Source organism: Caballeronia sp. LZ035 (genome assembly GCF_031451175.1).
GTDB lineage: Bacteria > Pseudomonadota > Gammaproteobacteria > Burkholderiales > Burkholderiaceae > Caballeronia.
On record NZ_JARUXS010000002.1, the window covers coordinates 316,110 to 338,884 of the forward strand.

Sequence of the window (22,775 nt, forward strand, 5' to 3'; positions counted from 1 at the left end):
CTCATTCGCTGGCCAGCGCCACGACCGGATCGAGCCGCGCGGCCTTGCGCGCGGGCATGAAGCCGAACACGAGGCCAGTGAGCAGCGCACACGCGAACGCACCGATGATCGCGCGCACCGAAAAGATGGCCGGCACGCTCGCCGCAATCAGTCCCGCGCCGATCAGCACGCCCGCCAGCACGCCGAGCGCGCCGCCGATGCCCGAGACGAGCGTCGCTTCGGTGAGAAACTGCCGCAGGATGTCGCGTTGCCGTGCGCCCGTCGCAATGCGAATGCCGATCTCGCGCGTGCGTTCCTTCACGGTCATCAGCATGATGTTCATCACGCCGATGCCGCCCACCAGCAGCGAAATGCCCGCGATCAGCCCGAGCATCAGCGTCAGCGTGTCCTGTGTCTCCGACTGCGCCTTCACCGAAGCGGCGCGGTTATAAACGTGGAAGTCGCGCAGATGATGCGCCCCTTCGAGCACCCGCCCGATGTCGGTGGCGGTCTGCTCCGACTGCGCGATGTGATCCACCAGCACGGAGATCCACGACAGATGCGTGGTGCCGAGCACGCGGCGGCTGCCAGTCGAGAAGGGGATGAGCAGGACGTCGTCGTCATCGGCGTCGCCCGAGGTCGCGCCTTTCTCTTCCAGTTCGCCGATCACGAGAAACGGCGTGTTGTTCACCAGCACGTACTTGCCGACCGGATCGGCCGGGCCGAACAGCTTTTCGCGCAGGCGCTTGCCGAGCAGCGCGACCGTCGCGAGCCGGCGCTCGTCTTCCGCATTGAAGAAGACGCCGCGCGCGGGCTTCCAGTTCAGCACGCGCGAGCCTTCGGGGCCGACCGCCCACAGCGACGTGCGCGTGTCCGCGTTGCCGTAGCGCAGCGTGACGCCGCCGGTGAGGAAGGGCATCGCGTATTCGACGTTCGGCACGTGCGAAACGAGATCGACGTCCGCCACGGACAGCGTGCCGCCCGGCGCGTGCGCGGACGGGCCGTCGGGCGTCACGTACATGCGGTTGGTGCCGAAGCTCGCCATCTTCGCGATCACTTCGCGCTCCGTGCCGGTGCCGATCGCCAGCATCACGATCACCGACGCCACGCCGATGATGATGCCGAGCAAGGTCAGCAGCGTGCGGAAGCGGTTGATCCACACGACGCGCCAGGCGGCGCGCATGGCCTCGTGCGCGTCGGTGAGGAACGACGCGGTGTGCGCGGAACCGCTCGACATCGAGCGCAGCAGCGACGCGCCATCCAGCGCAGCCGGGTTCGGCGCGGGCTTGTCGTCATTGGCTTCGAGCGAATCGGCGACGATGCGCCCGTCGCGAATCTCGATCGACCGATGCGCCCGCGCAGCCACTTGCCGGTCGTGCGTGATGAGGATGATCGTGTGACCCGCCGCCGAAAGCTCCGCGAGCAACGCCATCACTTCCGTGCCGCTTTTTGAATCGAGCGCGCCGGTGGGTTCGTCGGCGAGCAGGATGTGGCCGCCGTTCATCAGCGCGCGGCCAATCGACACGCGTTGCTGCTGTCCGCCGGACAACTGGTTCGGCCGATGATCGAGCCGCTGTTCGAGCCCGAGGCGCTCGAGCAGTTCGGTGGCGCGCACACGACGTTGTTCCGGCCGCACGCCCGAATACACGGCGGGCACTTCCACGTTCTCGCGCGCGGATTCGGTCGCGATCAGGTGATAGCCCTGGAACACGAAGCCGAACGCCTCGCGACGCAGCCACGCGAGTTCGTCGGCGGACAGCGTCGTGACATCGCGCCCGGCGAAGCGGTAGCTGCCCGACGAAGGCCGGTCCAGGCAGCCGAGGATATGCATCAGCGTGGACTTGCCCGAACCGGACGCGCCGACGATCGCGACGAACTCGCCCGCCGCAATCGACAGCGACACGCCGCGCAGCACCTGCACCGGCGGCTCGGTGCCGTCGCCGCCATAGGACTTGCAGACGTCGCGCAGTTCGATCAGCGGCGTGCCGTCCTGCGGCAGCGAGGATGCCGGCGTCACCATTCGAACTTCCCGTCGGCGCCGCGCACCCGGCGTATGCCGGTGACGAGGCGTTCGCCCGGCGCAAGGCCCGAACGGATCTCCGCATTGAGCCGGTCATGTACGCCGACGCGCACGTCGCGCGTGACGACCCGGCCGTCCGCCAGCACCCGCGCCCGGTAGCGCTCGCTCGAACCGGCCACCGGCACGAGCGCCGACAAGGGCGCGAGCGGCACGTCATGCGCTTCCCTCGCGACGAAGAACACTTGCGCGCTCATCTGCGGCAGCAACTGGTTGTTCTGGTTCTTCACGTCGAACAAGACCGTGTAGGACACGACCTTGCCGGTGTTGATCGCGTTGGCGTTCGGCGCGGCCTGCTGGTCGCCGCCGCTCGGCGGGGCCGTGTTCGGCGGTGCGGGCAGCACCTGCCGCACCGTGCCGTTCCAGCGCGTATCGGCGCCGAGCGTCGTGAACCAGACCGGCATGCCGGGCTTCACCTTCAGCACATCGGCTTCGGAGACTTGCGTCCAGACCGTCATCGTCGAAAGATCGGCGATGCGCAGGATGATCGGCGTCTGGTACGTGGCGTTGAGCGTCTGGCCTTCGCGCGCATCCAGCGTGACGATGGTGCCGGACATCGGCGCGTAGATCTTCGTGTAGCCGAGCTGGGCTTCGTCGCCCTGCAAGGTGGCGCGCGCGCCGTCGATTTCCGCCGTCAGGTCGCCCACCGTCGAACGCGCGCTCTGCCACGCCGACAACGCGCTTTGCAGGTCTTCATCGCGCGTCGAGCCTTCCGACATCATGCGGCGCTGGCGTTCGTACTGATGTTGCGCGTACACGAGTTTCGCCTGTTCGCCTTCGAGGCGCGCGCGCAGGCTCTTGAGCGCGGAGGCATCGACGTCATAGCGGGCCTGCTGCACGCTCGGATCGATCTCGACCAGCAATTGGCCTTTCTTCACGGTATCGCCCGGCTGCACCGTGATGCGGCGGATTTCGCCGGAAGCCTGCGCGCCGATATCGACGTAACTGTGCGGCTGCAAGGTCCCGAGCGCAGTGACGCTCAATTGAATGTCGCCGCGCGCGATGGCGACGGTATCGACGTGCTCGACCGTCCTGAACAGCAGCGCCCACAACGTGAGCAGCACGAGCAGCGCGACGGCGAGCAGAGCGAGGACCCGTGGGGAGGCTTTGATGGCGTGTCTCATCGATACAGTTTCGAGCCGGCGGCGTGCGTTCTGCTGGCAGAACGCCGCCCGACACTGATTCTCTTAGGAAGCTGCCGCTGCAGGGTTGCCGCGTATCAGGACGCGGCAGCGGGCACGGTCAGTTCGCGCACGAACTCCGCGCGCTCGGGGCGCGCCGCTGGCCGTTCGGACAAGCGCTTCGGCGTGCCGACGAACAGGAAGCCCAGCAAGCGCTCCGACGCGCCGAAGCCGAGCGCCGCGTGCATCGCGGGTTCGTAGGTATCGTCGCCGGTGGCCCAGAAGCCGCCGTAGCCGAGCGCATGGATGGCGTTCAACAGGTTCATCGTCGCCGCGCCGACCGACATCAGCTGCTCGATTTCCGGCACGTGCGAAGTTTCGTCGATGGCCGCGCCCAGCGCGATCACCACCGGCGCCGCGAATGCCTTCTGCCGCCGGTGCGCATGCGCCGAGCGCGGCGCTTCCGGCATGCGGGCGCAGGCGAGGTCCACCAGCACGTCGCCGAGCGCGCCGCGCGCCTCGCCACGCACCAGCACGAAGCGCCACGGACGCAGTTGCGCATGGTCCGGCGCGCGCAACGCGGCATCGAAGATCTGCGCCAGTTCGGCATCGTCCGGACCCGGTTCGGCGAGCGGCCAATGCGACTGGCGCGACAGCAGCGAAGCAAGCACGGCCTGCGCGCGATCGGGTTGTCCTGCGGTAAGTGCAGCGTTCGGAATAGGCGAGTTCATCGCGAGTACGGGCTGGTTTCGACCGCCGTCATCATGGCCGAACTCGTCATCAAACGCAAACGATTCGCATTTGGTGAAGGTCCGGAATTGCGCCGGAATACCGATGTTTTACGGACCGCTTACAAGGCTTTCGCGTGTTTTGGCGAACGGCGCGTCAACTTGACAAAGACCGGCGCAACGCTCAGAGTAGCGCTTCTAAACAGCAATGATTCTCATTTATGACGATGCGGGCCGAGGTGCGCCGAGCGTCGCGAATGCTGGCTGTCCAGTGTCGCCGTCCCCGTCATCGCTGCATCGTCTTGCGATTCGTTGATCGCGAAAATGGGTTTCGTTGTGTCTTTCACGCATGGCAGCCGCTCGGCTGCGGATCCATTGGAGCGATCAATGAGCTGGGGCGACGAAGACACGCATTTCCACGTGGTCATCAACGACGAAGAGCAGTATTCCATCTGGCCGGATTACAAGGCGATTCCCGCGGGCTGGCGGCAGGCCGGCAAGTCGGGCAAGAAGGCCGAGTGCCTGGCCTACATCGATGAAGTCTGGACCGACATGCGCCCCTTGAGCCTGCGCCGCGCGATGGAGGCGGATGCCGCTCGCGCGTCAACGGCACAAGCCGATCCGGCCGCCTGACGCATGACATTCGCCGTCGCACCCGGTGTGACATCCGGCGTCGTGCCGCGCGTGCAGTTGTTCTGTCTCGCGCATGCAGGCGGGACGGCTGCGGTGTATCGGCGCTGGTCGCAGCGGCTATCGGCGGACGTGCAGGTCGTGCCGCTGGAGTTGCCGGGACACGGCGCGCGCCGCGATCAAACCGTGCACGTTCACTGGCCCGCGTTGATCGACGGCCTGTGCGCGGACTGGCGCGCGGCGCGCAATCCCGCGTTGCCGTTCGCCGTGTTCGGACACAGCATGGGCGCGCTCGTCGGACTGGAGCTGTTGCATGCGCTGCGCGGGCGCGGCTGGGGCGAGGCGGTGTGGCTGGGCGCGTCGGCGTCGGTGGGTCCGGCCTGCCGGTGAACGAGGCGGACCGCGAGCGTTATCGACAGCATTTTTCGGTGGTGTTCAATGGCTTCTTCCTGTTCGACGAACTGCATGGCTTCGCCATCGACGGGCTCGACGCACAGGCGCAAGAGCTGCTCGAACTGCTGCATCTGGAGCGCAAGGTGACGATCCGCGACGGCCGGTTCTCGACCACGGATCTTTCGCAGGGGCAGCGCAAGCGTCTTGCGTTGCTGGTGGCCTATCTGGAAGACCGTCCGTTCTACGTGTTCGACGAATGGGCCGCGGATCAGGACCCGGCCTTCAAGGACGTGTTTTACCGGCGGCTGTTGCCCGACCTGAAGGCGCGCGGCAAGACCGTGCTGGTCATCACGCACGACGACCGCTATTTCTCGCTGGCGGATCGCTATATCAAGCTGGATTACGGGCAGATCGCGGCGACGGGCGACGGACACGAGCTCGCGCAGCATTCTCTCGACGCGGCCGCCTGAGCGGCCTTCTTCTCCACAGTGCTTCAAGAACAACCTGACACGAACATGTCTGTCTTGAGTATTTCGAAGACCGCCCGCAAGCTGGCGGCGCTGTGTGGCGGCGCCGTGCTGCTGGCGATGCTGTCGGGGTGTCAAATGCCTGCTGGACAAGCGAACGGCACGGCCTATGACGTGACGATCAAGCGGACCCCGGACGGCGTCCCGCATATCGATGCCGCCGACTGGGGCAGCCTCGGCTATGGCGTCGGTTACGCGCAGGCGCAGGATGCGCTGTGCACGCTGTCGGATGCGTTTGTCACCTGGCGCGGCGAGCGTTCGGCGAACTTCGGTGCGGAAGCGCATCCGCCGGGGCCATCGACGTTCGGCCAGCCCGCCAATCTCGATGCCGATTTTTTCTTTCGCTCGGTGATCGATCATGACGCCGTGACGCGCTTCCGCGATGCCCAGCCAACGCAAGAACGCGCGCTCGTCGCGGGCTATGCGGACGGCTATAACCGCTACATCGACGAGCTTCGCGCGGGACGCTTTCCCGGCGCGCATGCAAGCTGCGCCAGCGCAGGCTGGGTGCGTCACATCGATGCCGACGATCTGTATCGACGCTTCATCGCCGCGAATCTGGCGGGCGGCACGATGCCGTTCCTGCACGGCGTCGCGCGGGCGCAGCCGCCGGGTGTGCCGGCCGCAGCGGCGTCGGCGGGCGGCGAGGCCGCGACGCTCGCCAGCGCCAACGGACTGGCAACAGGCGGGCAGGCTGGCATCGGCAGCAATGCGCTGGCGTTCGGCGCGGCCAGCACGCAAGACGGCCGGAGTCTGCTGTTCGGCAACCCGCACTGGTTCTGGCAAGGTCCGGACCGGCTCTATCAGATGCAACTGCGTATTCCGCAGCAGGTGGACGTGGCGGGCGCGTCGTTTCTCGGCGTGCCGATGGTGATGATCGGCTTCAACGAGAATATTGCATGGACGCATACGGTGTCGAGCGCGCGGCGCTTCGGCATCTTTCAGCTGTCGCTCGTGCCGGGCGCGCCGACGCACTATCGCTACGAAGGCCGCGATGAAGCGATGCGCGCCGTGCCCGTCACCGTGCAGGTGCGCGACATGAAGACCGGTGCGCTCGCGCCCGTCACGCGCACGCTGTACCGGACGCGCTTCGGGCCGGTGGCGGATCTGTCGTCGCTGTCGCCGGCGCTGACGTGGAACGGCGAGCATGCGTTCGCGCTCGCCGACGTCAACGCCGACAACCCCGGCACCTTCACCAACTTCCTGCAATGGAACCAGGCGACCTCGCTCGACGATTTCATCGCGATCCAGAAGCGCGATGCATCGATGCCGTGGGTGAATACGTTCGCCATCGGGCGCGGTGACGCCGATGTCTGGTTCGCGGACATCGGCGCCGTGCCGGGCGTGCCGGATGCACTCGCGAGCGCTTGCACGACGCCTGCGGGCCGTGCCGTGGATGCGCGCCTGCCTGGCGTGCCGTTCCTCGACGGTTCGCGCGCGGCGTGCGACTGGACCGCGCAGAAGCTGCCCGGCGCGGTGCGCACGGGTCGCATGCCGGTGGCGTCGATGCCTGAACTGCGGCGCACGGACTATGTCGGCAACTTCAACGGCAGCTACTGGCTGACGAATCCGCAGGCGCCGCTGACGGGCTACGCGCAGGTGCTGGGACAAACGGGCACGGTGCAATCCTTGCGCACGCGCCTGGGTCACCGTATCGGCGCGCAGGCGATGGCCGCGCCCGGCGGAGTCGACCGCGCGGCGCTGGAGCGGACGGTGCTGGCGAGTACGTCGATGTCCGCGCAGTTGTTCCTGAAGCCCGTGACCGATGCGGTCTGCAAGACGGCGATCGTGCGCGTGACGGCGGACCCGGCGAAGCCGGATCAGACGCAAGAGGTGGACATCCGGTCGGCCTGCGCGGCGCTGCGGCAATGGGATGGCACCGCGAACGTGAATGCGCGCGGCGCGAACCTGTGGGATGGGTTCTGGCAGCGCGCGTCGGCGATGCCTGCGCTCCAGCACTACACGACGCCCTTCGATGCCGCGCATCCGCTCACCACGCCCGATGGCCTGGACACGTCGAATCCGGCGACGGTGCAGGCGCTCGGCGACGCGCTCGGTGGAGCGGTGCTGGCCTTGCGCGCCAACGGCTTTGCCGTCGATGCGACGCGCGGCGAGATGCATTACATCACCGACGGGACCCGACGCATTCCGCTCTACGGCGGCTGCGATCTGGAGGGCTATTTCACGGTGGTGTGCGCGATGCAGCCGCTCGACAAGAGCGGCGAGTCGCTGGACCGCGATGCCCATGGCAACAGCTATATGCAGGTCGTGAGCTTCGGCGCGGAGGGTCCGCAGGCGGACACCATGCTGACAACGGGTGTGTCCGAGGATCCGGCGTCGCCGTGGTATCGCGCCAGCACGCGCACTTATGCGCACAAGACCTGGACGCGCTTTGCATTCAGCCAGCAAGCGCTGGACGCGATTCCCGATGTGACGAAGACGGTGCTGACGGGGACGCGGTCGGTGGTTCGTTGACGCATTGGGGCCTGCACGTGCCCCATCGACGCGAGCCGTTGAAGTCGTTGGCCGATGCTGCCCGAGTGGAACGCGACGCCGGGATCAACGGCGTCCACTTTCAGGGCATGCGAGGCATCGCGAACGTCGGCGAGCAGAACGTGCCGATGCGACCGTCGGTTCGGGGTCATTCGCGGCAGGGATGGAGCGCGGATGCGCGAGGCGTCACCACGCGACCGTCTTGCCGTTGCGATCCAGATAGCGCAGCCCCGGCTTGCCCTGCGCGTCGATGACCACGCCGACGACCTTCGGAATGGTTTCAGCCATCGTGAACGGTGCATCCGGGCCGCCCAGGTCCGTGCGAATCCAGCCTGGCGCCATGAGAAGCAGTGACCGTTCGCTGTTCGCGTGCCGGGCGGCATAGCTGCGCATGAACATGTTCAGTGCGGCCTTCGAACCCCGGTAAAGCTCGCGTCCGCCTTTTTCATTGCCCGCCACGCTGCCCTGTCCCGACGACATGACGCCGATCACACCGCGTTCCTCGACGAGCGGCGCGAGGGTTTCAACGGCGCGCATGGGACTGAGCGCGTTCGTGACCATGACCCTGATGAACTCTTCCGTCGAGATCTCGGCAATCGTGTCTTCGTGCCGGTCGTTCGCGGTGCCCGCATTCACGAAGAGCACGTCGAAACGTCGCGGGGCCAGCCGGTCGCGCAGCGCGTTCAATTGGTCCGGGTCCGTGATGTCCACGGATTCGATGGTCACCGTGTCCGGGTGATCATCCGCGAGTGCGTGCAGAGCGGTTCTGGCATTGCCGCGCACCGTGCCGACCACGTTCCAGCCGCGGTTCGCGAAGTCCTCGGCCATGGCATGGCCCAGGCCGCGCGAGGCGCCGATCAGCAGGATCGAAGGCCGTGAAGATCTTGCATCGTTCATGAGTGTTTCCGGTGATGAGAGTGCGTCCAGTATGTGCGCCGCATGCGTCGTGATCCAGACGCGTGGCGTGCACAATGGTGTTGCATGCCGCGCTACGTCGGTCGTGCAACCCACTGAACGCAGTCATGACCTATATCGATCTGAACCTTCTTCCGGCGCTCGATGCCTTGCTCGACGAATGCAGCGTGACGGGCGCGGCCCGGCGACTCGGCCTGAGTGCTTCCGCCATGAGCCGCACGCTGGCCCGCCTCCGGTCGATGACAGGGGATCCCTTGCTGGTGCGCGCAGGCAGCGGCCTGGTGCCGACGCCACGCGCCATGGCGATGCGCGACCGGGTGCGCGACGTCGCCCGCGACGCCCGGACACTGCTCGGCCCGCAGGCAAGCGAAGTCGATCCCGCCACGCTTGCGCGGACCTTTGTCGTGCGGGCGAACGAAGGCTTCATCGCATTGCTCGCAGCGGCGCTGGTCACGGCGGTCGCGCGGGAAGCGCCGTGCGTCCGGCTCCGCTTCGTTCCTCGTGTGGTGAAGGACGCGGTGTCGCTGCGCGAAGGGCAGGTCGATCTCGAGATCGGCGTCCTGGGACAATCCGCACCCGAAGTCCGGACGCGGTCGATCTTTCGGGATCGCTTTGTCGGCGTGGCGCGCAAGGGGCATCCGTTGCTCGACAATCCTGTGACGCCTGCGACTTACGCTGCGTGTCAGCATGTCGTTGCTTCGCGCAAGACCGACTTCGAAGGCCCCATCGACCGGGCACTGGCGGAACTCGGGCTCGGGCGGACCATCGTGGCGGTCGTGCCCGGCTTTCCCGATGCATTGCGTATCGCCCGTGATTCCGATGTGCTCGCGCAAGTGCCACGGAGCCTGATGCGCGGACGCGTGCCCGGCGCGGCCGCACTTGCAGAGGGCCTCGTCGCTTTCGAACTGCCCGTGCTCGTGCCTGAAATCGTGGTCTCCGCCATGTGGCACCCCAGGATGGACCGGGAACCCGCGCACAAGTGGCTGCGCGACATCTTCGTTTCCGTGTGCCGGGACGCGCTCGAAGGGTGATCGCGAAGCCGGTTGTGAGAACAGGTTCAGCCCGTCACGCGGTTGCCGCTTCCGATATGCAGTCAATGCCATCAGTTTTGTTTATCGGAAGATGCCGGTTTGGGCATCGCGCCAGGTCTCGGCGCGATGCCGGAAATCCCCGTTCAAGCCTTTGAACAGCGCCACGCTCCTCCGCACCGGGCTGCCGATGCACGCCGTCACCATGGGTATACCCTAGCCTCCCTCCAGTCCATAAGCTCGCTAACGTGCGCCGTTTGCAAGCAAGCATGTGCGTGGCCGTCCGCCGCTCACATGCAACAGGTCAACAGATCAAGAGGGAAGCATGCGTCTGGGTTGGTACTCAAGCCTCAAGCCGGTGGAGCGGCGAACGTTCTGGGCGTGTTTCGCCGGGTTCGGTCTCGATTCGATGGATTCGAGCATTTTCTCGCTGGTCATTCCCGCGCTCATCGCCACCCTTGGGCTTACGCATCCTCAAGTGGGCTATCTGGCCACGGCGGCGCTGATCGGCACCGCGATCGGCGGCTGGGGCGCCGGCATTCTTGCCGACAAGATCGGACGCGTGCGCATCCTCCAGTTCACCATCGTGTGGGTGGCCATCACCACCATCGCTGCCGCGTTCGCCAGCACGTTTCCGGTGCTGTTCGGCATCCGCTTCCTGCAAGGCCTGGGCTATGGCGGCGAAGCGGCGGTCGGCGGCGTGCTCATCAGCGAGGTGATCCGCCCCGTGCTGCGCGGCCGGGTCGCCGCCGCCGTGCAGAGCGGCTATGCGCTGGGTTATGCGTTGTCGGTGGCGTTGCTGCCGATCATCGCGTCGCTTTTTCCCGAGCAGTTCGGCTGGCGCGTGTTCTTCGCGCTCGGCGTGGTGCCCGCCGCCCTCGTGTTCTTCATTCGCCGGCTGGTGCCCGAATCGGGCGTCTATGCGGAAGCGAAAGTGGCCCGCGCCAACGGCGTGGCAGCCAGCCCGTTCTGGGAAATTTTCGCGACCCGCCATCTGCGCCGCACGCTGGCGGCCGTCATCATGGCGACCGGGATCTTCGGCGGCGCGTATGTGATGATTACCTGGCTACCCACGTATCTGCGCACCCAGCTGCATCTGTCGGTCGGATCGAGCGCGGGGTATCTGGCGTGCAATATCCTGGGGTCGCTGGTCGGTCCGCTGCTGTATGGGCTGCTCTCGGACCGGCTGGGCCGCCGGCCCGCGTTCATGACCTTCCTCGTCTTGCAGGCCGTCAACGTGGCCATCTATCTGCTCGCGCCGATCGACGCCAGCGTGACCGTCATTCTCAGTTTCTTCCTCGGTGCGTTCCAGGGCGCGCTGGCGTCGGGCATGCTGCCTACCTTCGCCGAACTGTTCCCGACCACGATCCGCGCGAGCGGTCAGGGATTCTGTCTGGGCGGCGGGCGGGGGTTCGGATCGGTCGTGCCGGCCACGGTCGGGCTGCTGGCCGCGAACCTGCCGCTGGGTACTGCAATGGGGACTTGCGCACTGTGTGCCTACGGTGTCGCGTTCATCGCGGCCGTGTTCCTTCCGGAAACGAGTGGCAGCAACCTGCATGAGGCGTCGAGCGGGCGCGTTGCATCGGTCGAGACTCGTGCGCCCGAAGCGCGTCTGGATCGCGAGCAGGCATGAAGCCGGACGGCGCACCATCCGGCTTCGCTCTCACAGGTGGTAGAAGCCGTCGCGTCCCGAGTTCTGTAGCGAGCCGTCGACGTACACGGCCACCGGTTCGCCGTCCGGGCTGATCAGGATCGGATCCTTGGTCGGCTGTCCGGGCAGCTTCATGCGGCCGCCGTGGATGTGCTTCATTCGCTGGCTGTCCAGATCGACGGCGACGGGAATGTCGCTGATGGTCAATAGGTTCATGTTGCGCTCCTGGCAAGGTTGAGAAAGTGAACGAATGGGCGGCCGGACGCTTGCAGGAGCCGATGCATTTGTTATGCCATTGGCGTCGGGCCGTTCTCTCGGTGCATGAAGCACGCGATCAGGTGGGCCGGCACCCACCATTCGCCGCCTTACGGTCAGCCGCGTCCCAACAGTGCGGTGTTTTCAGTCGAGCGGAATGGCGAGGTGATCGAGTACCGCGTCGAGGCTCCGGATGGAACCGGCGCGTGGGCTGGCGCCACGGTCGAGATGCAGCGCCGCAAGACCGCTGCGGGTCGCGCCAAGAGTGTCGTCCGCATAGGTGTCGCCGATCATCAGCGCCTCGTCCGGACGCACGCCAAGGGTTCGGCACACGAACTCGAACAGGCGCGGGTCGGGCTTGACATGGCCAACTTCGAACGACCATGCATAGGCGTCGAGGGGGAAGGGCAGCAGCGCCTGGAGCGGTGCCGCATAAGGGAGCGCAAGATTCGACGCGACGGCCAGCGCATAGCCATGCGCGCGCAAGGCCCGCAGCACGCGCGGCACTTCGGGATAGAGACGAATGCTCGCGAGTTCCGCTTGCAGGTCGCGCTCCAGCGCATCGATATCGTCGAGCCCGACATTCAGTGCTGTCGCTGCATCACGCAGCGACAACGGGGCGCTCATCAGCTGCGCGCTTGTGCCGAGTCTGCCAGGCCTGTCTCGTCGAGCGCGCGCAAGACGGGCATAAGGCCGCCGCTTGTCGCCGATTTCGCACAGCGTGCCGAACGCATCGAAGACGACGGCCTTGATGGTCATGGCCGCGTTATTCCTGCGTCGCCTGAGCCTCGCGACGGCGGCGCTTGCGTTCACGCTTGTCCTCGTACATGGCGGTATCGGCGAGTGCGATGGCCTGATCCGCGCTGACGAAGCGCACCGCGACCACGCCGACGCTGACCCCGAAAGCGTGATCCGCATACTGCCCCGGCAAGCGCGTGCCGCTGCCCGCTTCGGTGATGCGCGCGCGAATCTCCCCGGCAATGCGATGCGCTTCGTCCGCATCGTGAGCGCCCGGACCGACGAAGGCGAACTCGTCGCCGCCAATGCGCGCGAGCATGTCGGTGTCGCGCGTGACGCCGGACACCCGACTGGCGCAGTGCTTCAGATGGCTGTCGCCGGCGGCGTGGCCGAATTCGTCGTTGATCTTCTTGAAGTCGTCGAGGTCGATCATGCCGACGAGCACATACGACCCATCGCGCGCCGCGCGCGCGAGCAGCCGCCCGAGTTCGTCCTGCATGGCGCGGCGATTGGGCAGTCCGGTGAGCGAGTCCGTCAGCGCGAAGCGGGTCAGATACTCGTTGGAGCGACGCAATTCGCCCATCAGGCGTTCGCGTTCCACGTGCTGCGCGATGATCTTCGAAAACAGGTTGAGCGCACTGCGCGCGCGCGGACCGATGGCCTTGCTGCGCCGGCTCGCGGCGCACAGCGTGCCGATGACCGCGCCATTACTGCCGCAGACCGGCGCGCTGGCGTAGGTCTCGATGCCGAGCGCCTTCGCTGCCTGGGAGTCGCCCCAGATCTCGCTCACATTGGACGTGAAGCGGCGGCCTTCGTCGATGCACCGCCGGCACAGCGTGTCCGACCACGGCACTTCGAGGCCTTCGCTGATGTCGAGATCGCCGGAGTTGCGTGCGAAGTCGACGGTCTGGATGCCGGCGGCCTCATCGATGGACGTCAGGTAGACAGACTCCAGGCCGGTGACGATCTCGAGCATTTCGAGGAGTGGCCGGGTGAGTTGTTCGAGACTTTCTGCCGAGGCCACCGTCTCCGACAGCCGCTCAAGCATCAATTCCATGGATCCTTTCCGCATGTCTTGGGGAAGCACGATTGTAAGCGGTAAAGAATGGGGCTTGCAGGGCGGGGCTGCTTTGCAGGCCCTTGAAGACCATTAATCGACCAGGCCGAGCGCGGCTGCGGCGAGTCTTCCCACGTCGAGCGTGCTGCCCGGGTGGCCGCCGTCTTCAAGTATCCAGGCCGTCGACAGACCGGTCCATGCGAGCACCCATTGCAGCAGACGTCGTCGTTCGAGATTGGCCGCATCGGCGACTTGATCGATGCGCTGCGCAAAGATGCCCGGCGTCAGCGCGCTCTCAGCGTCCGGATTGCAGAAGAGATTGGCGTAATCGAATGCGCGTTCGCCGTACAGTCCTTTCGGGTCGATCGCGAGCCAGCCGAGCGGCCCGAAGTCGAGCACGTTGCCGTGATGAATATCGCCGTGCAGGACTGTGATATTGCGTGGCGCGCGCAGTAGTTCATCGGCGGTACGCGCACAGTGCTCGAACAGGCGGCCGTGAGTGCTGGCTCCGGATAGCAAGGCATTGAACCATTGCTTCAATGGCACCAACGAAGGAAGCGGCTCTGAACGAGGGGCATGCAGGCGTGAAGCGACCGCACACAGGATGCGGGTCGCCTCATCATCGCGGCCTTCTTTGGCCATCTCGGTCAGCGAGGTTGAGCCTTGCGCACGCACCATCAGCAACGCTTCGCCGTCGTGAGCCAGCACGGGCGCTGCGCCGTCGCCGCGCCACCACGCCATGACTGCGCTCCCTGCCTGTTCTTCGGGCTCGGAAGAGATCTTGAGAATGGCAGGTGCATCACGGTGGCGTACCGGAACAAGACAGGCATTCCGGGAGGCGAAGGGTTCGCCGTCTATCGTGAGCTCCCATCGTTTGAGGTATGGCTCGAACATGCTGGAGTGTCCTTCAGGGTGTGCCAGGAGTGGATCGTTTCAGGATGCGAGTGCGAGATCTCAATTAATACCCTTCCCATTCTGCGCTTCACTCAAAAGCTGATTGAAAAGTTATGTCGGCACCTTGTAATTTACGAATCGTGAACTAACGTTTCCGATAGGATGCCGATTCAACCCGGTAGGCCGCATTCTTCCACGACCGATTCGAACGGCTCAAGCGGACGGGTCGATGTGTGCCCATCGCCCCGTCATGTCCCGTGGGACCGAGCCTGACGACGGAGGTTGAAATGCGAGCAAAACCCACTCTGCTGAGTGCGTGTGTGTTGATGGCGTTTTCAAGCGAAGTGCTGGCGGAAAGCGTCAGCATCTCCAATAACAACTCCACGCTGAAGGTCACGCGCGATGACCCCATCTATAACCTCGCGCTACCCAGCGATCCCGTGCAGTTGTTGAGAACCCTCGAATGGACCGTCGATGGCCGGCGCATCCTGGTCTACCCATCGGGGCCGTCGAGTTTTCTCGACATCGGACATATGCACTCCAATGCGCACGTCAGTGCGAATCAGATCCACGTACAAGGTTTGATGCTCGGCTATGTGACGGGTGCAAACGCAGCCACGGTGGTGGGCGGCGTGGTCTATACCGTCGAGGGCGACACGTCCGGGTCGCTCAACTCGCGCATCACCGAAAAGGTCGACATCCTGAACAAGACCGCCTCGGCCATCACGCTGTCGATGACCGGCCTCGGCTTCAAGCCGACCCAGGCGAGCCTCGAAGTGCCGAACTACAGCGGACTGGATGTTACCGGCACGACCGTCGCGGTCATCACGAACGGCCCGATCACGGAGACGCCGCCGCCGTTCGGTCAGGTGACCGTGCTGCCGGTCGTGTCGTTCACCGGCTTCAATCCGTTGTTCAACAAGGACGTCTCCGTGCCGCCCGTTTCCACCTTGTCGATGATCACGGAACTCAAGGTGTCACGCTCGTCGAGCAAGCTTCAGGAGCTGCTGCGCGAGAACCTGCCCGAGCGCTTCAGGAACTCGCCATTCCTGAATAGCCCGTTCATCCGCCTGCCTTGAAGCAGGCCGCCACCCGGACGCCCAGCAAGGCAATCGTTTGCCAATCATGCATGCGCGGCGCACTTTACAAAACGCACGAGTGTGCCGCTTCTACCCTTGAGGATAGCTTCGCGCATCGAGAAGGAACGCGGCTGTCACGGCTTCATCGCTATGTATGAAATCGCACGGATTAAATCGGCGTTCGAAACGTAAGCTATAAGGTTTCACGCTGCACGCCTGACCAAGCGGGTTCGCTCGACGGGACACATCTGCGCGCGCTTTAGCACGACGCCTGGCGCGCTTAAGCATCCGCTGCTAAATCGCTTACCGCGTCGTAGCGAAGGGCGCTTCACGCTTACGTAGCATCATATGAACAAAGAAGCACCGCATGTCCTTGCCCCGCTTGGGAAACAAGCGCTCGCCTGTTGCTAAACACCCTTGAAATGCTGTCGCAAGGCCTGGGCTTTAATGCTCTATCTGCTGTGTGACAAACGTGTTAAAAGAAATAGTTACCTGACTCGCCACGCTTGAATGAATCGATTAATCATAAATGGTGGCGGCGAAAGTATTAATCCCGAATCTCACACCCAGGCTTTAAAGGACATCATTTTATTCGGAATGGGATTTCAACCATCCGGTTTTGAATCACGCTCAAATCCAGCCCGGCCTTCCACGCCTGCTTCGCCCCGCAAGCCCCGCCACACCGGCCGCTCACGCCGCGTCCAAGGTAAGAAATTACAATGCCGCGCTGTGTCGGCGCATAAGCGAGCACACTTTCAACCGCTTATGCCCAAGCGTAAAAAAAGTTATCGGCTCACGGTTTTCCGTCTTGTAGACGTAAAAAGTCTGTGCTCTAATGCAGCCGAAATCATCAGGCAAACAAACGTTCACGAGACACACTTCCGCCTGGTTCAAGCAAGTAAATTTTCCTTCATGCAGGCCATTACCTCCGACCAGGGTAGTGCTCATGGCCCTTGAGGAAACGGGGACGAGCGCTGACTCTGCTTTTCGGCGTTCTTCATGGCGGCTTGCTGTTCGCGCAAGGCTCGCTCGACCCTTCGTGTTGGGTAGTCCGGTTCCACGAAAGCTAAAGAAACATGCCCGCGCTGACGATAGCCGTCGTCAGCGGGAAGGCGTTCGCGCGTCCTTAGCACCACAGCGTTGCGTTCTCCACCGGCTTTTGCACGTCGTACCCAAGGCTCGCGGGCAATGCGGGTAGTCAGTCATCTAAACAGAGTCAAGCGTCTCCGGAGAGATCCATGTCGAACAGTTTGCAAAAGTGGGTGGGCCGCAACCGTCCGCCGCGTGTCCAGATCACCTATGACGTCGAAGTCGGCGATGCGGTCGAGAAGCGCGAGCTTCCGCTCGTGGTGGGCCTTCTGGCCGACCTCTCGGGTCAGCCGGAAACGCCGCTGCCGAAGCTCAAGGAGCGTCGTCTGGTCGAGATCGACCGCGACAACTTCGACGAGATCATGGGCAACATCGCCCCGCGTCTCGACCTGTCCGTGCCCGACACGATGAAGGGCGAGGGCAACCTCAAGGTCGAACTCAAGTTCGAGCAGTTCTCCGATTTCCATCCCGAAAGCATCGTCAACCAGGTGCCGCGTCTCGCAAAGCTGCTCGAAGCACGCCAGCAACTGCGCGATCTGCTGGGCAAGCTCGACGGCAACGACGAACTCGACTCCATGCTCGAGCGCATCGTGCTGAGCAGCGAAGAACTGAAGGCGGTGCAGAGCCAGGCGCAAGCCAGCGCCACGCCGGGCGCCTGAGGCAGCCACAGGCCTCAGGCCCCAACCCGCATAGCAGACGCGGTCGAGACGGGAAGCGTCCGATCGTGAGCGCAACGAACTTGCAAAGGTGATTCAGATGGAAAGCACGACTGCAGCCGGCGCGGCCGGCAGCGAAGCCCAGACGCTCGACGCGGCCACCGCCGAACTGAGCCTGCTGGAGCGCATCGTCCAGGAAGGCAACATGGCCGTGGAGCCGTCGCAAAGCGGCTACGCGAAGAAGCTGATTGGCCAGCTCGCATCGCAGATCCTCGACGAAGGCATGCGCACGAGCCCGGACAAGAGCGTCGTCGCGATGATCAACGAGCGCGTCGCCGAAATCGACCAGCTGCTCACGGACCAGCTCAACGCGATCATGCACGACCCGGCATTCCAGGCGCTCGAAGCGTCGTGGACCGGCCTGCACGACATGGTCCAGGGCACGGAAACGGGTCCGCAGCTGAAGCTGCGCCTGTTGAACGTGACCAAGAAGGAGCTGCTGAAAGACCTCGAAACCGCGGTCGATCACGACATGAGCACGCTCTTCAAGAAGGTCTATGAAGACGAATACGGCACGTTCGGCGGCCTGCCGTACTCGCTGTTGATCGGCGACTACACGTTCGGCCGTCATCCGCAGGACATCGCGCTGCTCGAACGCATCTCGAAGGTGGCCGCAGCCGCGCACGCACCGTTCGTCGCAGCGGCGGCGCCGAGCCTGTTCGACCTGAAGTCGTTCACCGAACTCGGCGTGACGCGTGATCTGTCGAAGGTTTTCGAAAGCGCCGAACTCGCCGGCTGGCGCAGCTTCCGCGATTCGGAAGACTCGCGTTATGTGTCGCTCGTGCTGCCGTCGTACGCTGCCCGCCTGCCGTATGGCGCGCAGACCAACCCGGTCGATAGCTTCAGCTTCGAGGAAGACGTCGACGGCACCGAGCACGGCAAGTACCTGTGGGCCAACTCGGCCTATCAGCTCGGCCTGCGCATCACGGACGCCTTCGCCAAGTACAACTGGTCCACGGCCATTCGCGGCGTGGAAGGCGGCGGCAAGGTGGAAGGCCTGCCCGCGCACGCGTTCAAGACCGGCGAGGGCGACATCGTCCTCAAGTGCCCGACGGAAGTGACCATCACCGATCGTCGCGAGAAGGAACTGAACGACCTGGGTTTCATCGCGCTGGTGAACTCGAAGGGTTCGAACTCGGCGACCTTCTTCGGCGGCCAGACGACCAACCGTCCGAAGGTCTACAACAAGGACTCGGCCAACGCCAACGCGCAACTGTCGGCGCGCCTGCCGTACGTGCTCGCGGCCTCGCGTTTCGCGCATTACCTGAAGGTGATGATGCGCGACAAGATCGGCAGCTTCCAGACGCGCAGCGACATCGAGTCGTATCTGAACAACTGGATTGCCGACTACGTGCTGCTGAACCCGTCGGCATCGCAGGCGCAGAAGGCGCGCTTCCCGCTTGGCGAAGCACGCGTGGACGTGACGGAAGTGCCCGGCAAGCCGGGCGCGTATCGCGCCACCTGCTTCCTGAAGCCGCACTTCCAGATGGAAGAGCTGACCGCGTCGATTCGCCTGGTCGCGGAACTGCCCGCAGCCGCAGCGTGATGGCACGGCGTGCGGTTCATGCCGCACGCCGACCCGATTCCACTTCATTGATAACAATTGGTCATGGACACGATTCTCCTCAAGATTGACAAGATCAAGGGCAACAGCGCGCTCACCGGCCACGCTGACCAGATCATCCTCAGCAGCTATTCGTTCGGCATCCAGCTGCCGATGAACCCGGACCCTTCGGCGACCGAACGTACGCTCGGCCGCGCGATGTTCAGCGAAGTGCATTGCACCAAGATCACCGACCTCGCCACGCCGTCGCTGTACCGTGCATGCGCGGCCGGCGACAAGCTGGGCGACGCGACCATCAGCATCGGCCGCACGGAAAACGGCAAGTTCATGGAGCTGATGACCTACGTGCTGAGCGACGCGATGGTCTCGAACGTCAACACGTCGGGCGCGGGCCAGCCGAGCGATGCATTCGCGATCGGCTACTCGAAGATCACGGCGGTCTACACGCAGCAGAAGACCGACTCGACGCAGAAGGGCAAGACGTCGTTCGGCTGGGATGTCGCCGCCGACGCCGACGCTGCGCCTGCCGCAAGCTGATCCTGTCCCAACGCGGCGCGCCTCGCACGAGCGAAGCGCGCCGCGCAGTCGTGGTTTTCTGGAGTACGCGCGCCATGCCGGCAGTCAGCGGTTCACCGATGCCTCTGTTCGACCGCCTCGCCGGCGACGGCGAGGCGCAGCTCTCGGGCGCCGATGCGCTGCGGGAGTCGGTCGCGCGCGAACTCGGCCGCTTGTTCAATACACGCTCGCCGTTGACGCTCGATGCCTTCGCCGCAAGCGACGGCACCGTGCTCGACTACGGCCTGCCTGATTTCTCCGACCGCTCGTTGCAATCCGCACCGGACCGCGAGGCCATCGCCGCTGCGGTGAAGCAGGCCATCACGCGTTTCGAGCCGCGTCTCGTCAATGTCAGCGTGAAGTTCGACGCGCGCGCCGTGGTATCGGTCGGCGGCGAATTGCGCGCCGGCCGCAACGTCACGCACGTGGCCTTCGAACTGGCCGCCGACGGCGACGCCTTCGCCGTCCGCGAAGCGGAAGCGGTCTGACATGGCCCCCGACGACATCCTTCAGTACTACAAGCGCGAGCTGTCCTATCTGCGGATCCAGGGCGCCGACTTCGCGCGCCGCTATCCGAAGATCGCGTCGCGGCTTGCGCTGCATGGCACGGAATCGCTGGACCCGCATACCGAACGCCTGATCGAGGCCACGGCGTTTCTCGCCGCGCGCGTGCATCGCGATCTGGATCAGGAGTTTCCGCAAGTGGCGTCGGCGCTGCTCGACAACGTCTGCCCGACGCTCGTGCAGCCGGTGCCGTCGATGACGGTCGCGCACTTCGAACTCGATCCGAGCCAGGGCAAGGTGACGGCCGGTTTCGCCGTGCCGCGCCATACGGCCTTGCAGGCGCATACCGAAAGCGGCGACGTGTGCCGCTTTCGCACCGCGTGGGACACCACGCTGTGGCCGCTCGTCATCAGCCGCGCGCAATTCGGCGACGACGCCACCTTGCGCCTCACGCTCGAATGCACGGGCGGCGCTGACTTCAGCGAGCTGGAGCTGGCGCAATTGCGCGTGCATCTGCATGGCGACTGGATGGTGACGATGCCGCTCTACGAGCTGCTCGTGTCCGGCGTCGCCGATGTCTCGGTGCGGCCCGAAGGCGCGCGCGCCGCGACGCTGCTGCCCGCGCGCGCGTTCCGCGAAGTGGGCTACGGCGAACACGACGACGTGCTGCCGCGTCCGCCGAATGCGCAACCCGCCTATGCGCTGATGCAGGAATATTTCGCGTTCCCGCGCAAGTTTCATTTCTTCGACCTGCACCATCTGCAAGGGCGTCTCGGCCGTGGCCGCAGCTGCGAGATCGTCCTGCACCTGACGCGCGCGCCGCGCGGTCTCGGCATGCTGAACGCGGGCAACTTCCAGCTGGGCTGCACGCCGGTCATCAACCTGTTCTCGCAGACGAGCGAGCCGATCGTCGTCGATCAGCGTCATTACGAATACCGCCTCGTCGCCGATCAGCGCCGCGAGGCGATCACCGAGATTCATTCGGTGGTCTCGGTGGTCGCGTCCGATCCTTCGCTGGAACGCGCGGAAACCGTGCCGTGCTTCTCCGCGATCGATCACGTCGAAGCCGATGGCGAAACGGTGTTCTGGTCGGCGCGGCGCGAACACAGCCTGCGCGAGAACGTGCAGGGCACCGATACCTTCCTGAGCTTCGTCAACGCGGCCAGCGCGCTCGCCGAACCCGGCGCGCCGGTGGTCTACGCAAACGTGCTCTGTACCAACCGGCGGCTGGCAGAACACGTGCCGATCGGCGCGCGCATGTTCGTCGAGAAGGTTTCGCAGAATGCCCGCGTGCGCTGTCTGTACGAGCCGACCGCGCAGCGCAGCCCGGCGCTCGGCAGCGAAACGCTGTGGCGTCTGATCTCGCTGCTCACCCTGAACTATCACTCGCTGGTGAGCGGCGCGACGGGCCGCGCGCAGTTGCAGGAAATGCTGCGCCTGTTCGCCGCCGAAACCACGCGCGAGCAGGATCAGATTCGCGGCATCCGCAGCGTGGAGGCGCGCAGCGTGACGGCGCACGTCGGCAGCGACGCGTGGCGGGGCTACTGCCGCGGCACCGAAGTGGCGGTCGAGTTCGATCCGGACACCTTCGTCGGCGGCTCGCCGCTGCTGATGGGCGCCGTGCTCGCGCGCTTCTTCGCGATGTACACCTCGGTCAATTCATTCGTGCGGCTGGTCGTGCGCCGCGGAGACGAGACATGGAAGCAATGGGAGCCGATGACCGGCTGCCAGCAGCTGCTCTGATCGCGCGTCTCCAGGCGAATCCGCAGCGTTTCGATCTGTTCCAGGCGATCAGTCTCCTGGAACGCGCCGTGCCGTCCGCGCGTCCGCTCGGGCGCGGCAACGGTCTTGGCGAAGGCGTGCGGCTGACGGGCCATGTGTCGCTCGCGTTCGAACCGAGCGATGTGCGGCGCGTGCAGGCGCACACCGCAGCCGATGCCGCGACGCCCGACTACACGCCGCGCGCCGCCTGGACCCTGACCACGCCGGTGCTCACGCTGGCGGGCGCGAATGGTCCGCTGCCGGTGTCGTTCACCGAACTCGTGCTGGAACGCCGCGCGAAGCGCGATCACGCCACCGCCGACCTGCTCGACATCTTCAATCACCGCTTCCTGTCGTTCCTGTACCGCAGTCGCAAGAAGCACGCGCCGGGTCTGAACTGGCGTTCGCCGCATGCGTCGGCGCTCGCGGGGGCGCTGGATGCGCTGTCGAATCTCGGCTTGCGCGCGGGCGTGCGCGGCCCGGAAGGCGTGCGGTTCTGGATGCGTCACGCGGGCCTGATGAGCGCCGCGCCGCGTTCGATGAGCGGCCTCGTCGCGCTGCTGTCCGACCGGCTCGGCCTGACCGTGCGCGGCACGCAGTTCGAAGGCGGCTGGCGCGAACTGGATCGCGCGGATGCGCTGCGTCTCGCGCGTGCCGGCTCGGGTGCGCCGCGTCTCACGTCGTTCACGGTGCTCGGGCAGCGGACCTGGGATCAGGCGAGCGGCATCAGTCTGGTGTTTCCCGATCTGTCGAAGGAACACTTCGACGCGCTCCTGCCCGGCGGACGCCTTCACGCGCTCGCTGCCTGGCTGACGCGCGCGTATCTCCAGCAGGACCTCGAGGTGCATGTCGTTCTGCATCTCGCGCCGCAACGCACTGCCTGCGAGGCCGGCGGCCCGCGTGCGTCCCGCCTCGGCTGGACCTCGTGGCTCGGCGGTTCGCGCGGGTCCGATCACGCGCCGGCTCCGGTGCGCCTCGCCCTGCGCGAGACGCCCGCAGCCGCGCCGACGAACTCCTGAAG

At 65.3% G+C, this 22,775-nt stretch carries 22 protein-coding genes and 1 pseudogene; 15 read left to right on the plus strand and 8 right to left on the minus strand.

Annotation, left to right across the window (positions count from 1 at the left end):
- Nucleotide 1: 1 nt before the first annotated feature.
- From QCE88_RS17035 to QCE88_RS17045, 3 genes are all read right to left on the minus strand, one after another.
- Complete coding sequence (locus QCE88_RS17035; RefSeq protein ID WP_309904217.1) at nucleotides 2–1,999, minus strand: MacB family efflux pump subunit; 1,998 nt, start codon at nucleotides 1,997–1,999, stop codon at nucleotides 2–4.
- Nucleotides 1,993–3,180, minus strand: a complete 1,188-nt coding sequence (locus QCE88_RS17040) for an efflux RND transporter periplasmic adaptor subunit (protein WP_309904219.1) — start codon at nucleotides 3,178–3,180, stop codon at nucleotides 1,993–1,995. The genes QCE88_RS17035 and QCE88_RS17040 overlap by 7 nt, the downstream gene beginning before the upstream one ends.
- Before the next feature lie 95 nt (nucleotides 3,181–3,275).
- Nucleotides 3,276–3,908: a nitroreductase gene (locus QCE88_RS17045; protein WP_309904221.1), complete on the minus strand. Its 633-nt coding sequence runs from the start codon at nucleotides 3,906–3,908 to the stop codon at nucleotides 3,276–3,278.
- A gap of 33 nt (nucleotides 3,909–3,941) precedes the next feature.
- On the opposite strand from QCE88_RS17045, the gene QCE88_RS17050 reads away from it, so the two are divergent.
- From QCE88_RS17050 to QCE88_RS17070, 5 genes and pseudogenes are all read left to right on the plus strand, one after another.
- Complete coding sequence (locus tag QCE88_RS17050; protein WP_309904223.1) at nucleotides 3,942–4,130, plus strand: hypothetical protein; 189 nt, start codon at nucleotides 3,942–3,944, stop codon at nucleotides 4,128–4,130.
- 162 nt (nucleotides 4,131–4,292) lie between these two features.
- Entirely contained in the window at nucleotides 4,293–4,538 is a 246-nt protein-coding gene (locus QCE88_RS17055) for an MbtH family NRPS accessory protein (protein WP_309904225.1), read from the plus strand.
- Nucleotides 4,539–4,541: 3 nt separating this feature from the next.
- The gene (locus QCE88_RS17060) at nucleotides 4,542–4,925 is read left to right on the plus strand and encodes an alpha/beta fold hydrolase (RefSeq protein WP_309904227.1); all 384 of its coding nucleotides are present in this window, start codon (nucleotides 4,542–4,544) and stop codon (nucleotides 4,923–4,925) included.
- Nucleotides 4,886–5,398: pseudogene (locus tag QCE88_RS17065) on the plus strand (ATP-binding cassette domain-containing protein); the annotation flags it as partial. The gene QCE88_RS17060 and the pseudogene QCE88_RS17065, both read left to right, overlap by 40 nt.
- A gap of 54 nt (nucleotides 5,399–5,452) precedes the next feature.
- A complete protein-coding gene (locus QCE88_RS17070) occupies nucleotides 5,453–7,930 on the plus strand; it encodes a penicillin acylase family protein (RefSeq protein WP_309904229.1) in 2,478 nt (825 codons plus the stop codon).
- A 204-nt stretch (nucleotides 7,931–8,134) separates the two neighbouring features.
- On the opposite strand, the gene QCE88_RS17075 is transcribed toward QCE88_RS17070, so the two are convergent.
- A complete protein-coding gene (locus QCE88_RS17075) occupies nucleotides 8,135–8,845 on the minus strand; it encodes an SDR family oxidoreductase (RefSeq protein WP_309904231.1) in 711 nt (236 codons plus the stop codon).
- Between the two features lie 125 nt (nucleotides 8,846–8,970).
- On the opposite strand from QCE88_RS17075, the gene QCE88_RS17080 reads away from it, so the two are divergent.
- Together QCE88_RS17080 and QCE88_RS17085 are read left to right on the plus strand one after the other, a co-directional pair.
- On the plus strand, nucleotides 8,971–9,894 hold the full coding sequence (locus tag QCE88_RS17080) for a LysR family transcriptional regulator (protein ID WP_309904233.1): 924 nt from the start codon (nucleotides 8,971–8,973) through the stop codon (nucleotides 9,892–9,894).
- A 322-nt stretch (nucleotides 9,895–10,216) separates the two neighbouring features.
- Nucleotides 10,217–11,524: an MFS transporter gene (locus tag QCE88_RS17085; RefSeq protein WP_309904235.1), complete on the plus strand. Its 1,308-nt coding sequence runs from the start codon at nucleotides 10,217–10,219 to the stop codon at nucleotides 11,522–11,524.
- Between the two features lie 30 nt (nucleotides 11,525–11,554).
- On the opposite strand, the gene QCE88_RS17090 is transcribed toward QCE88_RS17085, so the two are convergent.
- The 4 genes from QCE88_RS17090 to QCE88_RS17105 all read right to left on the minus strand — a co-directional run bounded on the left by QCE88_RS17090 (nucleotide 11,555) and on the right by QCE88_RS17105 (nucleotide 14,486).
- A complete protein-coding gene (locus tag QCE88_RS17090) occupies nucleotides 11,555–11,758 on the minus strand; it encodes a hypothetical protein (RefSeq protein WP_309904237.1) in 204 nt (67 codons plus the stop codon).
- A gap of 183 nt (nucleotides 11,759–11,941) precedes the next feature.
- Complete coding sequence (locus QCE88_RS17095) at nucleotides 11,942–12,556, minus strand: HAD family hydrolase (RefSeq protein ID WP_309904239.1); 615 nt, start codon at nucleotides 12,554–12,556, stop codon at nucleotides 11,942–11,944.
- Between the two features lie 7 nt (nucleotides 12,557–12,563).
- Entirely contained in the window at nucleotides 12,564–13,592 is a 1,029-nt protein-coding gene (locus tag QCE88_RS17100) for a sensor domain-containing diguanylate cyclase (RefSeq protein ID WP_309904241.1), read from the minus strand.
- 93 nt (nucleotides 13,593–13,685) lie between these two features.
- A complete protein-coding gene (locus QCE88_RS17105; RefSeq protein WP_309904244.1) occupies nucleotides 13,686–14,486 on the minus strand; it encodes an aminoglycoside phosphotransferase family protein in 801 nt (266 codons plus the stop codon).
- 287 nt (nucleotides 14,487–14,773) lie between these two features.
- On the opposite strand from QCE88_RS17105, the gene QCE88_RS17110 reads away from it, so the two are divergent.
- The 8 genes from QCE88_RS17110 to tssG all read left to right on the plus strand — a co-directional run bounded on the left by QCE88_RS17110 (nucleotide 14,774) and on the right by tssG (nucleotide 22,773).
- Nucleotides 14,774–15,565 carry a hypothetical protein gene (locus QCE88_RS17110; RefSeq protein ID WP_309904247.1) on the plus strand — a complete coding sequence of 264 codons (792 nt, stop codon included), beginning with the start codon at nucleotides 14,774–14,776 and terminating at the stop codon, nucleotides 15,563–15,565.
- A gap of 510 nt (nucleotides 15,566–16,075) precedes the next feature.
- Complete coding sequence (locus QCE88_RS17115) at nucleotides 16,076–16,522, plus strand: hypothetical protein (RefSeq protein WP_309904249.1); 447 nt, start codon at nucleotides 16,076–16,078, stop codon at nucleotides 16,520–16,522.
- A gap of 281 nt (nucleotides 16,523–16,803) precedes the next feature.
- On the plus strand, nucleotides 16,804–17,313 hold the full coding sequence (gene tssB / locus QCE88_RS17120) for a type VI secretion system contractile sheath small subunit (protein WP_309904251.1): 510 nt from the start codon (nucleotides 16,804–16,806) through the stop codon (nucleotides 17,311–17,313).
- Nucleotides 17,314–17,410: 97 nt separating this feature from the next.
- Nucleotides 17,411–18,916, plus strand: a complete 1,506-nt coding sequence (gene tssC, locus QCE88_RS17125) for a type VI secretion system contractile sheath large subunit (RefSeq protein WP_309904253.1) — start codon at nucleotides 17,411–17,413, stop codon at nucleotides 18,914–18,916.
- 63 nt (nucleotides 18,917–18,979) lie between these two features.
- A complete protein-coding gene (locus tag QCE88_RS17130) occupies nucleotides 18,980–19,471 on the plus strand; it encodes a type VI secretion system tube protein Hcp (protein WP_309834247.1) in 492 nt (163 codons plus the stop codon).
- A gap of 74 nt (nucleotides 19,472–19,545) precedes the next feature.
- Nucleotides 19,546–19,977: a type VI secretion system baseplate subunit TssE gene (gene tssE, locus QCE88_RS17135; RefSeq protein ID WP_309904255.1), complete on the plus strand. Its 432-nt coding sequence runs from the start codon at nucleotides 19,546–19,548 to the stop codon at nucleotides 19,975–19,977.
- A 1-nt stretch (nucleotide 19,978) separates the two neighbouring features.
- Entirely contained in the window at nucleotides 19,979–21,736 is a 1,758-nt protein-coding gene (gene tssF, locus QCE88_RS17140; RefSeq protein WP_309904257.1) for a type VI secretion system baseplate subunit TssF, read from the plus strand.
- Nucleotides 21,691–22,773: a type VI secretion system baseplate subunit TssG gene (tssG, locus tag QCE88_RS17145; protein ID WP_309904259.1), complete on the plus strand. Its 1,083-nt coding sequence runs from the start codon at nucleotides 21,691–21,693 to the stop codon at nucleotides 22,771–22,773. The genes tssF and tssG overlap by 46 nt, the downstream gene beginning before the upstream one ends.
- Nucleotides 22,774–22,775: the final 2 nt, after the last annotated feature.